This is a genomic window from Citrobacter sp. wls711, assembly GCF_005281055.1.
Lineage (GTDB): Bacteria > Pseudomonadota > Gammaproteobacteria > Enterobacterales > Enterobacteriaceae > Citrobacter > Citrobacter gillenii.
In genome coordinates this window covers 1-10,812 of sequence record NZ_SZXC01000006.1, presented here as the reverse complement: position 1 = coordinate 10,812, position 10,812 = coordinate 1, and the positions used below count along the sequence as shown (strand labels likewise).

At 53.1% G+C, this 10,812-nt stretch carries 11 protein-coding genes and 2 tRNA genes; 8 read left to right on the top strand and 5 right to left on the bottom strand.

Annotation, left to right across the window (positions count from 1 at the left end; all coding sequences use genetic code 11):
• Nucleotides 1–44 precede the first annotated feature (44 nt).
• The 5 genes from gutM to srlA form a co-directional block, all read right to left on the bottom strand.
• Nucleotides 45–404 carry a transcriptional regulator GutM gene (gene gutM, locus FDW98_RS00560; RefSeq protein WP_096755980.1) on the bottom strand — a complete coding sequence of 120 codons (360 nt, stop codon included), beginning with the start codon at nt 402–404 and terminating at the stop codon, nt 45–47.
• Between the two features lie 101 nt (nt 405–505).
• Nucleotides 506–1,285 carry a sorbitol-6-phosphate dehydrogenase gene (srlD, locus tag FDW98_RS00555; RefSeq protein ID WP_096755981.1) on the bottom strand — a complete coding sequence of 260 codons (780 nt, stop codon included), beginning with the start codon at nt 1,283–1,285 and terminating at the stop codon, nt 506–508.
• Nucleotides 1,286–1,302: 17 nt separating this feature from the next.
• Entirely contained in the window at nt 1,303–1,665 is a 363-nt protein-coding gene (srlB, locus tag FDW98_RS00550; protein WP_096755982.1) for a PTS glucitol/sorbitol transporter subunit IIA, read from the bottom strand.
• A 13-nt stretch (nt 1,666–1,678) separates the two neighbouring features.
• Nucleotides 1,679–2,650: a PTS glucitol/sorbitol transporter subunit IIB gene (locus tag FDW98_RS00545; protein ID WP_096755983.1), complete on the bottom strand. Its 972-nt coding sequence runs from the start codon at nt 2,648–2,650 to the stop codon at nt 1,679–1,681.
• The gene (srlA, locus tag FDW98_RS00540) at nt 2,647–3,210 is read right to left on the bottom strand and encodes a PTS glucitol/sorbitol transporter subunit IIC (protein WP_096755984.1); all 564 of its coding nucleotides are present in this window, start codon (nt 3,208–3,210) and stop codon (nt 2,647–2,649) included. The genes FDW98_RS00545 and srlA overlap by 4 nt, the downstream gene beginning before the upstream one ends.
• A gap of 262 nt (nt 3,211–3,472) precedes the next feature.
• Between srlA and mltB the strand changes: the two genes are divergently transcribed.
• From mltB to FDW98_RS00500, 8 genes are all read left to right on the top strand, one after another.
• The gene (gene mltB / locus FDW98_RS00535) at nt 3,473–4,552 is read left to right on the top strand and encodes a lytic murein transglycosylase B (RefSeq protein ID WP_096755985.1); all 1,080 of its coding nucleotides are present in this window, start codon (nt 3,473–3,475) and stop codon (nt 4,550–4,552) included.
• 193 nt (nt 4,553–4,745) lie between these two features.
• Nucleotides 4,746–5,243 carry a nicotinamide-nucleotide amidase gene (gene pncC / locus FDW98_RS00530; protein ID WP_096755986.1) on the top strand — a complete coding sequence of 166 codons (498 nt, stop codon included), beginning with the start codon at nt 4,746–4,748 and terminating at the stop codon, nt 5,241–5,243.
• A gap of 92 nt (nt 5,244–5,335) precedes the next feature.
• Entirely contained in the window at nt 5,336–6,400 is a 1,065-nt protein-coding gene (gene recA / locus FDW98_RS00525; RefSeq protein ID WP_096755987.1) for a recombinase RecA, read from the top strand.
• A gap of 68 nt (nt 6,401–6,468) precedes the next feature.
• Nucleotides 6,469–6,969, top strand: coding sequence for a recombination regulator RecX (gene recX, locus FDW98_RS00520; protein ID WP_096755988.1), 501 nt, complete (start codon nt 6,469–6,471; stop codon nt 6,967–6,969).
• Nucleotides 6,970–7,097: 128 nt separating this feature from the next.
• The gene (gene alaS, locus FDW98_RS00515) at nt 7,098–9,725 is read left to right on the top strand and encodes an alanine--tRNA ligase (protein ID WP_096755989.1); all 2,628 of its coding nucleotides are present in this window, start codon (nt 7,098–7,100) and stop codon (nt 9,723–9,725) included.
• 238 nt (nt 9,726–9,963) lie between these two features.
• On the top strand, nt 9,964–10,149 hold the full coding sequence (gene csrA, locus FDW98_RS00510; protein ID WP_000906486.1) for a carbon storage regulator CsrA: 186 nt from the start codon (nt 9,964–9,966) through the stop codon (nt 10,147–10,149).
• Between the two features lie 379 nt (nt 10,150–10,528).
• A tRNA-Ser gene (locus FDW98_RS00505) sits at nt 10,529–10,621 on the top strand.
• 3 nt (nt 10,622–10,624) lie between these two features.
• Nucleotides 10,625–10,701, top strand: a tRNA-Arg gene (locus tag FDW98_RS00500).
• Nucleotides 10,702–10,812: the final 111 nt, after the last annotated feature.

The following is a 10,812-nucleotide window of genomic DNA, read 5'->3' as shown; positions in this document are numbered from 1 at the left end:
TTGCAAAATGATAATTTCGCAAGCTAATAGCATTCACAACGAAATTATCCATGTTTCAGTTTAAGCGCCAATGATAGTGCATTCTGTGAGAGTTGATCATGGGGAAAGATCACATCAGGCTGTAATTCATCAAGATGTTTTCCCATTATCGGGACAATTTTGCCTGGTCTGGCGAATACGGTAAGACCTTTCATAAATAACGTATCGGTTACCCGCTGTTGCTCATCCAGAGCGATAGCGACCACGACGCGCGGTTTAAAACGTCCGCCGGAACGCCCGACGCCGACCCGACCCTGCTGACAAAGCTTGTCGAACGCGCGATTAAAGCGGGAAATTTGCCAGCCGCCCAGCGCTAGCTGTAGGCACCAGGCGATGGCGGCGACGGTAATCAGTGCGGAAACCATGTTATTGCTCCTTGATTATATGCCGGGTGGCGCTACGCTTACCCGGCCTACAGGGATGGCGTAGGCCGGATAAGGTGAAACCGCCATCCGGCAATTCAACATTAGAACATCACCTGACCGCCGGTAACGTTAATCGATTGTCCGGTGCAGTAAGATGCTTTCGGGCTGGCGTAGAACAGCAGCATGTTCAGCACGTCCTGATAATCGCAGCCGCGCTTGAGTGGGACCTTATCCACGTAGTACTGCTCCACTTCATCCGGTTTGAGGCCAAGCTTGGTGGCATACTGCGGCAACAACGACTGGAACATCGGTGATTTCAGCAGATTGCCGAGCATCAATGAATGCACGGTAATCCCATATTCCGCGAGATCCAGCGCCAGCGACTGGGTTAAGCCCACGCCGCCAAATTTTGCCGCACTGTAACCTGAGTTGTGCTTGCTGCCCACTTTGCCGGATTTTGAGTTGATCTGGATAATGCGCCCCTGCACGCCGTCGCGGATCATCAGACGTGAGAACTCACGGGCACAGAGGAAGTAACCGACCAGATTCACCTGCAGCGAGCGGTCGAAATCCCCGAGCTGAAAATCGCTGATAAACGCCGCTTTGGCGATCCCCGCACTGTAAACCAGTAGATCGGCGCGACCGAATATCTCATCGACACCACGTGATAGCGCCAGCACGCTTTGTTCGCTGGTGGCGTCGGCACCAAATCCGTAAGCGGTCCCCTCACCGAACTCGGCATTAATTTCCTGCGCCACGTTTGCGGCTTTATCGCTTTGAATATCGACCACCGCCACGCGGTATCCCTCTGTCGCAAGCCCACGGCAAAGGAATGCCCCCAGGGTCTGGCCTCCACCAATGACAACGGCAACTTGATTCATTTTTCTCTCCTTTACGCTTAAGCAACAAACTTCAAAATACAGCCCGGCGCGATGGCGTCCGGTACCGGCCCCGCAACGTGTACGGTGCCAGGGAATTCCGCCTCGCTCTGTCCGTCGAAGCGCAGGGTGATATGCCCCAGTTCACGCAAGTTCATTTCTGCCACGCTACCCACGGCGGTGACCGGGTAGCGATGCTGACCCAGCTCAAACTGAATACCCGCCTGCAGAACGCCGTTTAGCTCGCCGTGGCAGTGGATGAAGCAAAACTCTTCGATATCCGCAGGTGCGCCTTCACGAAAGGTAATCAGCATTTGGTCACAGAGTGCATCCGGGGCGCTCTGGCCAATGCGGGTGATGGTGGTTTGATAGATCACGGTCATCTTTGAGAGCCTCTTATTGATAAATAAAGCCGGAAACAAACCAGGCGATGAGAACGGTAGGCGCGCCGGTCAGGAAGCGGCTTACCAGTACGGACGGCACGCCGACGCGCACGGTGTCCTGACGGGCTTCTGCCAGTGATAACCCCACAGGGATGAAGTCGCAGGCGGCCTGGGCGTTGATCGCGAACAGTGCAGGCAGAGCCAGATGTGGAGGAATATTGCCCAGACCAATCTGCACGCCAATCAACACGCCAATAACCTGGGCGATCACTGCACCTGGGCCGAGGAACGGCGACAGCAGCGGGAAGGAACAGATTAATGCCAGCGTCACGAGCCCCAGCGGATGGCTGGCCAGCGGCGCCAGGCCGTGGGCGATCCAGTCACCCAGGCCGGAGGCCATGATGATGCCGATCAGCGCCGAGACGAAGGCCATAAACGGCAGAATGGTTTTCAGCACGGTATCAATCGTGTCGCGCCCGGACTGGAACAGTACCGCCACGGCGGAACCCATGCCCATGCCGACTTTCGCCAGCAGGCCATCACTCTGTTCAGTAATCTTTTTACTGGTGTCGTAGTCACGACCCGCCGTGGTGCTTGCTGGTGGTGGCGTCGTGGTGGCTTCACCGACAGCGGTAATGTTGTCTTCTTTAACGCCGGAGACATAAATATCTTCGGTAATGTACTGCGCCAGCGGGCCGGACTTTCCGGTGGAATGAATGTTAATTGTCGGAATCCGGCGTTTCGGGTAAATACCGCAGCGTAGCGTGCCGCCGCAGTCGATGATGGCTGCGCCGATTTCGTCTTCTGCAGGCTCGCCCTCTTTAAAGCCATCAATAGCCTGCCAACCGGTTAATTGCGCCAGCTTGTCGACAATCGCCGGGCGTGTTCCTGCGGTGATATAGACAATTTTCTTACCGGGGGTTGCATCCAGTTCAATCGGGCCACCCCAGCCACCGGTACCTCTTTCAATACGAATACGCCTCATGATGTCGCTCCCGCCAGATGGACTTTCTGCTCAAGTTGAATGCCCATTTTCTTTTCGAAGATGGAGGTGGTGAGGTCGGTCACCCAGCCGCGGAAGAAGTTTGTCACCAGGCCAACCAGCAGATAGCTCACCGCGAGTGGACCGAGCGGCAGGCCAAGCGTGGTCAGGCCGCTGGCGATCCCCAGATAGACAAACAGTTCGCCGGGATTGATGTGTGGAAACAGCCCGTTCATTGAGTGGCAGCTATAAGAGGCTGCCGCGTAGTAACTGGGTTTGTACTTCTCGGGCATAAACCGGCCCAGACTCAACGTCATTGGATTACAAAAAACAAAGGTGCCGATGCACGGCAGCAGTAGATAGCGAGACAGCGGGTTTCCGGCACAGCGTTGAGCAAAACGTTCAATTCGCTGCTGGCCAATAAAGTTAATGAGCGCGTTCATGATGACCAGCAGGCTAATTAACAGTGGAAGAATCCCGGTGACCATGCTGGTGAACACTTCTCCGCCTTTCTGAAACAGCCCGATGAACCACTCTGCGCCCAGGGTGATGGTGTCGATCATTATTCTCTCCTGTAGGGGGTTGGGAATTTGCTAGAACGTGGTTTATTTTAATCACAATGAAAGATTTTAAAGTGTTATTTTGATCGCAAAATGAAAGATAAATATTTTATTGTGAAAGTTGTTGCGTGAGGGATCGCAAATGGGGTGGTAAACGGTGAAAGGGGCGGTAAATTCTGCGAAGGAGCGCGACTACCGCTTCCTTGTGTGGCGGTGGATGCTTTACCATACTTCTCTCTGGCTGAATCTGTTTAATGGATGTCTCATGTTCAAGCGTCGTTATGTAGCATTACTTCCCCTTTGTGTGTTGCTTGCTGCCTGTAGTAGCAAACCAAAACCTTCAGAGACTCAAACGACAACGGGTACGCCTTCTGGCGGCTTCCTGCTTGAGCCGCAACACAACGTCATGCTGTCGGGCGGCGACTTCGCCAATAATCCGAATGCGCAACAGTTCATCGATAAAATGGTGAGCAAGCACGGCTTTGACCGTCAGCAGTTGCAGGAGATCCTGTCGCAGGCCAAACGTCTGGACTACGTTCTGCGCTTGATGGACCGTCAGGCACCGACGACGCAGCCGCCAGCCGGGCCTAACGGTGCATGGCTGCGCTATCGCAAGCAGTTCATCACGCCAGATAACGTGCAAAATGGCGTGGCGTTCTGGAACCAGCATGAAGATGCGTTGAAGCGCGCATGGCAGGTCTACGGCGTACCACCGGAAATTATTGTTGGCATTATCGGTGTCGAAACCCGCTGGGGCCGCGTGATGGGTAAAACGCGTATTCTGGATGCGCTGGCGACGCTGTCGTTTAACTATCCGCGTCGGGCGGAATACTTCTCCGGTGAGCTGGAAACCTTCCTGCTGATGGCTCGAGATGAAAGCGATGACCCGCTGGACCTGAAAGGCTCCTTTGCCGGTGCAATGGGCTACGGGCAGTTCATGCCGTCCTCTTACAAAGAATATGCGGTTGATTTCAATGGCGATGGGCACATCAACCTGTGGGATCCGGAGGATGCCATCGGCAGTGTGGCAAACTACTTTAAAGGTCACGGTTGGGTGAAAGGCGATACGGTGGCGGTGCCGGCAAATGGCCAGGCGCCAGGGCTGGCAAACGGGTTTAAAACCCAGTACAGCATTTCTCAGCTTGCGGCTGCAGGTCTGACGCCACAGCAGTCGTTGGGTAACCATCAGCAGGCCAGCCTGCTGCGTCTGGATATTGGCACTGGTTACCAATACTGGTACGGGCTGCCGAACTTCTACACCATTACCCGCTACAACCACAGCACGCATTACGCGATGGCCGTCTGGCAATTAGGTCAGGCTGTAGCGCTGGCGCGCGTACAGTAATTACCCGCAACCGGTCTACAGGAGGAAACCTCTTGTAGGCCGGATAGGATGCCTGGCACCGCCATCCGGCAGATCTTCTTGACGCGACGGATCTATTTCCGGAATCCCCCTCGTAAATTGCTCTCCTCATCCCCACATTTGTTTTGAAAGTGCTATCTTGTCCGGCATATTTTTTTAACTGACAGAGGCTGAAATGACCGACAGTGAACTGATGCAGTTAAGTGAACAGGTAGGGCTGGCATTGAAAGCGCGCGGCGCGACGATGACCACCGCAGAGTCCTGTACCGGCGGTTGGGTAGCGAAAGTCATTACGGATATCGCCGGCAGTTCCGCCTGGTTTGAGCGCGGATTTGTGACCTACAGTAACGAAGCCAAGTCGCAGATGATTGGTGTGCGAGAAGCGACGCTGGCACAGCATGGCGCGGTGAGTGAACCGGTGGTTGTTGAAATGGCCATTGGCGCGCTAAAAGCGGCCCGTGCTGATTTCGCCGTTTCTATAAGCGGAGTTGCCGGGCCGGATGGAGGCAGCGAAGACAAGCCGGTTGGGACCGTCTGGTTTGCCTTTGCCAGCGTAAGCGGCGAGGGGATCACGCGCCGGGAATGCTTCAGCGGCGACCGCGATGCGGTGCGTAGACAGGCGACCGCCTATGCGTTACAGACCCTGTGGCAACAATTTCTACAAAATACTTGATACTGTATGAGCATACAGTATAATTGCGTCAACAGAACATCATCTTTCACGATTCTTGGTTCAACCCGAGAGTGGCATGACAGGAGTAATTAATGGCTATCGACGAAAACAAACAGAAAGCGTTGGCGGCAGCGCTGGGTCAGATCGAAAAGCAATTCGGTAAAGGCTCCATCATGCGCCTGGGTGAAGACCGTTCCATGGACGTGGAAACCATCTCCACCGGTTCGCTTTCTCTGGATATCGCATTGGGTGCAGGCGGTTTGCCGATGGGGCGTATCGTCGAAATCTACGGGCCAGAATCCTCCGGTAAAACAACCCTGACGCTGCAGGTGATTGCTGCCGCACAGCGTGAAGGTAAAACCTGTGCGTTCATCGATGCAGAACACGCGCTTGACCCTGTTTATGCCCGTAAGCTTGGTGTTGATATCGACAACCTGCTGTGTTCTCAGCCAGATACCGGTGAACAAGCGCTGGAAATCTGTGACGCACTGGCGCGTTCCGGTGCCGTAGATGTTCTCGTTGTCGACTCCGTTGCCGCACTGACGCCGAAGGCGGAAATCGAAGGCGAGATCGGTGACTCTCACATGGGCCTCGCGGCACGTATGATGAGCCAGGCGATGCGTAAACTGGCGGGTAACCTGAAACAGTCCAATACGCTGCTGATTTTCATCAACCAGATCCGTATGAAGATTGGTGTCATGTTCGGTAACCCGGAAACCACGACCGGTGGTAACGCACTGAAATTCTACGCCTCTGTTCGTCTGGACATCCGTCGTATTGGCGCGGTGAAAGAGGGCGATAACGTAATCGGCAGTGAAACCCGCGTTAAGGTCGTGAAAAACAAAATTGCTGCGCCGTTTAAACAGGCAGAATTCCAGATCCTTTACGGTGAAGGCATCAACTTCTACGGCGAACTGGTCGACCTGGGCGTGAAAGAGAAGCTCATTGAAAAAGCCGGTGCATGGTACAGCTACAACGGTGAAAAAATTGGTCAGGGTAAAGCGAACGCAACCAACTGGCTGAAAGAAAACCCGACTACCGCAAAAGAAATTGAGAAAAAAGTCCGCGAGTTACTGCTCAATAACCAGGATTCAAAACCGGACTTCTCCGTTGATGACAGCAGTGAAGGCGTAAAAGAAACGAACGAAGATTTCTGATAATCTGATTTTATCGTATAAAAAGGGCTGCATATGATGCGGCCCTTTTCCATTTCTGAAGGTGCACTATGACAGATTCAACGTCTCGCCGATCCGCGTATTCTCGACTGCTTGACCGCGCTGTGCGCATACTTGCCATGCGCGATCACAGTGAACAGGAACTGCGACGGAAACTGGCAGCCCCGGTTATGGGAAAAAATGGACCGGAAGAAATTGATGCTACGCCAGAGGATTACGATAAGGTTATTGCCTGGTGTATAGAAAGCCGCTACCTGGATGACGACCGTTTCGTTCAACAATTTATCGCCAGTCGTAGCCGTAAAGGCTATGGCCCCGCACGTGTGCGCCAGGAGTTGGGACAGAAAGGTATTTCCCGCGAAGCCATCGAACGCGCGATGCGTGAATGTGAGATTGACTGGGCACCGTTGGCGCGAGATCAAGCCATCAGAAAATACGGTGAGCCCTTGCCTGTGGATTTTGCAGAAAAGGTGAAGGTCCAGCGTTTTTTGCTCTATCGCGGCTATCTGATGGAAGATATTCAGACAATATGGCGAAATTTTGACGATTGAGCGCATACGGGATTTTACTTCCCCGTGAAGAAAACTTATCTTATTCCCACTTTTCGATTGCCAGCGGCGCTGTTTACGTGCCTGTGCTGGTGATGACATTTCGTTAGCTTGATTTCTTCAGGATAATTATGAGCAAGAGCACTGCTGAGATCCGTCAGGCGTTTCTCGATTTTTTCCACAGTAAAGGACATCAGGTAGTTGCCAGCAGCTCCCTGGTTCCAAACAATGACCCTACTTTGTTGTTTACCAACGCCGGGATGAACCAGTTCAAGGATGTTTTCCTTGGTCTCGACAAGCGTAATTATTCCCGCGCAACCACTTCGCAGCGTTGCGTACGTGCGGGCGGTAAACACAATGATCTGGAAAACGTCGGCTACACTGCACGTCACCATACTTTCTTCGAAATGCTGGGTAACTTCAGCTTCGGCGATTACTTCAAACACGACGCTATCCAGTATGCATGGGAACTGCTGACCGGTGAAAACTGGTTTGCCCTGCCGAAAGAGCGTCTGTGGGTAACCGTTTACGAAACTGACGATGAAGCCTTTGAAATCTGGGAGAAAGAAGTCGGTATTCCGCGCGAACGTATCATCCGTATTGGTGATAACAAAGGTGCGGCCTATGCCTCCGACAACTTCTGGCAGATGGGTGACACCGGTCCTTGCGGTCCGTGCACCGAAATTTTCTACGATCACGGCGACCACATTTGGGGCGGCCCTCCGGGAAGCGCAGAAGAAGATGGCGATCGCTACATTGAGATCTGGAACATCGTCTTCATGCAGTTTAACCGTCAGGCTGACGGTACTATGGAACCGCTGCCGAAGCCATCTGTAGATACCGGTATGGGGCTGGAGCGTATTGCAGCCGTGCTGCAACACGTTAACTCCAACTACGATATTGACCTGTTCCGCGCGCTGATTGAATCCGTGGCGAAAGTCACCGGTGCTACCGATCTGAGCAACAAATCGCTGCGCGTGATTGCCGACCATATCCGTTCCTGTGCGTTCCTGATTGCCGATGGTGTTGTGCCGTCGAATGAAAACCGTGGCTATGTGCTGCGTCGTATCATTCGTCGCGCGGTGCGTCATGGCAACATGCTGGGCGCGAAAGACACCTTCTTCTACAAGCTGGTGGGGCCGCTGGTCGAGGTGATGGGTTCTGCGGGTGAAGAACTGAAGCGTCAGCAGGCACTGGTTGAGCAGGTTCTGAAAACTGAAGAAGAGCAGTTTGCCCGCACGCTGGAGCGTGGTCTGGCTCTGCTGGATGAAGAACTGACAAAACTGTCCGGCGATACGCTGGATGGCGAAACCGCCTTCCGCCTGTACGATACCTACGGCTTCCCGGTTGACCTGACGGCAGACGTTTGCCGTGAGCGCAACATCAAAGTTGACGAAGCGGGCTTTGAAGCCGCAATGGAAGAACAGCGCCGTCGCGCGCGTGAAGCCAGCGGTTTTGGTGCCGACTACAATGCGATGATTCGCGTTGAGGGTACCTCTGAATTTAAAGGCTACGAGCATCTGGAACTGAACGGTAAAGTTACCGCGCTGTTTGTAGATGGTAAAGCGGTAGACGCAATTAACGCAGGCCAGGAAGCTGTTGTCGTCCTTGACCAGACGCCGTTCTATGCGGAATCAGGTGGTCAGGTTGGCGATAAAGGCGAACTGAAAGGTGCGGGCTTTGCGTTTGCGGTTAGCGATACGCAAAAATATGGCCAGGCAATTGGTCACATCGGCAAACTGTCTGCGGGTTCTCTGAAAGTGGGCGATGCCGTGCAGGCTGACGTCGATGAAGCGCGTCGTGCGCGTATTCGTTTGAACCACTCCGCAACGCACCTGATGCATGCGGCGCTGCGCCAGGTTCTGGGCACGCACGTGGCACAGAAAGGCTCACTGGTTAACGATAAACTTCTGCGTTTTGACTTCTCTCATACCGAAGCGATGAAACCGGCTGAAATTCGTGCTGTTGAAGATCTGGTGAATGCGCAAATTCGTCGCAACCTGCCGATTGAAACTAACATCATGGATCTCGACGCGGCGAAAGCCAAAGGCGCAATGGCGCTGTTTGGTGAGAAATATGATGACCACGTGCGCGTACTGAGCATGGGGGATTTCTCTACCGAACTGTGTGGTGGTACTCACGCTAGCCGTACCGGTGATATCGGCCTGTTCCGCATCGTGTCTGAGTCTGGTACTGCCGCGGGTGTGCGTCGTATCGAAGCTGTAACCGGCGAAGGTGCTATCAATACCGTGCGTGCTGAGAGCGACCGCTTAAGCGAGATAGCGCATCTGCTGAAAGGTGATAGCCAGAATATCGGTGACAAAGTGCGTTCCGTACTGGAGCGTACGCGTCAGCTCGAGAAAGAATTGCAGCAATTGAAGGAACAAGCCGCCGCGCAGGAGAGTGCAAATCTTTCCAGTAAAGCGGTTGATATCAACGGCGTGAAACTACTGGTCAGCGAACTGACCGACGTTGAACCTAAAATGCTGCGTACCATGGTTGATGATCTGAAAAATCAGCTGGGGTCTACCGTTATCGTACTGGCAACGGTAGTTGAAGGTAAGGTTTCTCTGATTGCGGGCGTGTCTAAGGATGTGACTGACCGTGTGAAAGCAGGGGAACTGATTGGCATGGTCGCACAGCAGGTAGGCGGTAAGGGTGGTGGTCGTCCGGACATGGCGCAAGCCGGTGGTACGGATGCCGCAGCTCTGCCTACAGCGTTAGCCAGTGTGAAAGGCTGGGTCAGCGCAAAACTGTAATAATTATAAGCGTAATCCAACGCTGCGGAGGTCAATCTGCAGCGTTTGCATCAACGCTATCGACAACGATAAAGTCAGGTTGAAGTTGTGTATATCGGCTAAACTTAGGTTTAACAGAATGTGATGCCGTGACTGCTTACACTTAGGTGTTTGTCATCGCTTACTTTTTGGCGTTATATGATGGATAATGCCGGGATACAGAGAGACCCGACTCTTTTAATCTTTCAAGGAGCAAAGAATGCTGATTCTGACTCGTCGAGTTGGTGAAACCCTCATGATTGGCGATGAGGTCACCGTGACAGTTTTAGGGGTGAAGGGCAACCAGGTACGCATCGGCGTAAACGCCCCGAAAGAAGTTTCTGTCCATCGGGAAGAGATCTACCAGCGTATCCAGGCTGAAAAATCCCAGCAGTCCAGTTACTAAGGTTTTCGCGTCTCACCTTTCTGGTGAGGCGCAACCTGATTTAGCGCCTCTCTTTTCCTGTTTCTGTTACTTTTCCTTTTCGCTTTACCTCCTGGCACCCATCTTGTTCTTCTGATTTCACTCTGTTTTCACTACAGCACTGCACTTTTTGCCTTTTCCTCAATTTTTCTGTTTGCCCGCCCCCCCGAGAAAACGCCAATTTATCTGTTGATAAAACACTCTTTTTGCCGTTTTTGCAGACTAATTGCGCGTGAAATGTGCAAACGATAAAAGCACTGGAAAAATTGTTTGACTTATAAGTACCAGAAAGTAATATGTGCGCCACGCAGCGACGATGAGCAGAAACAAGTTCTTCGAAGCACTCGCAAGAGGCGTTGTTGGTGAGGTGGCCGAGAGGCTGAAGGCGCTCCCCTGCTAAGGGAGTATGCGGTCAAAAGCTGCATCCGGGGTTCGAATCCCCGCCTCACCGCCATTTGCATCCGTAGCTCAGCTGGATAGAGTACTCGGCTACGAACCGAGCGGTCGGAGGTTCGAATCCTCCCGGATGCACCATATTTTCTGTTTCTTCAGCAATGAAAGAATGGATAATCGATACAGCCTTAGCAGCGGTATCAAAAATCTGCACTAAAGTAGTTTCCCTGATGCATCCGTAGCTCAGCTGGA

What these genes read in the sequence shown, in the direction of transcription:
- gutM (WP_096755980.1), bottom strand. Translation starts at nt 404, where the DNA reads ATGGTTTCCGCACTGATTACCGTCGCCGCCATCGCCTGGTGCCTACAG.
- srlD (WP_096755981.1), bottom strand. Translation starts at nt 1,285, where the DNA reads ATGAATCAAGTTGCCGTTGTCATTGGTGGAGGCCAGACCCTGGGGGCA.
- srlB (WP_096755982.1), bottom strand. Translation starts at nt 1,665, where the DNA reads ATGACCGTGATCTATCAAACCACCATCACCCGCATTGGCCAGAGCGCC.
- FDW98_RS00545 (WP_096755983.1), bottom strand. Translation starts at nt 2,650, where the DNA reads ATGAGGCGTATTCGTATTGAAAGAGGTACCGGTGGCTGGGGTGGCCCG.
- srlA (WP_096755984.1), bottom strand. Translation starts at nt 3,210, where the DNA reads ATGATCGACACCATCACCCTGGGCGCAGAGTGGTTCATCGGGCTGTTT.
- mltB (WP_096755985.1), top strand. Translation starts at nt 3,473, where the DNA reads ATGTTCAAGCGTCGTTATGTAGCATTACTTCCCCTTTGTGTGTTGCTT.
- pncC (WP_096755986.1), top strand. Translation starts at nt 4,746, where the DNA reads ATGACCGACAGTGAACTGATGCAGTTAAGTGAACAGGTAGGGCTGGCA.
- recA (WP_096755987.1), top strand. Translation starts at nt 5,336, where the DNA reads ATGGCTATCGACGAAAACAAACAGAAAGCGTTGGCGGCAGCGCTGGGT.
- recX (WP_096755988.1), top strand. Translation starts at nt 6,469, where the DNA reads ATGACAGATTCAACGTCTCGCCGATCCGCGTATTCTCGACTGCTTGAC.
- alaS (WP_096755989.1), top strand. Translation starts at nt 7,098, where the DNA reads ATGAGCAAGAGCACTGCTGAGATCCGTCAGGCGTTTCTCGATTTTTTC.
- csrA (WP_000906486.1), top strand. Translation starts at nt 9,964, where the DNA reads ATGCTGATTCTGACTCGTCGAGTTGGTGAAACCCTCATGATTGGCGAT.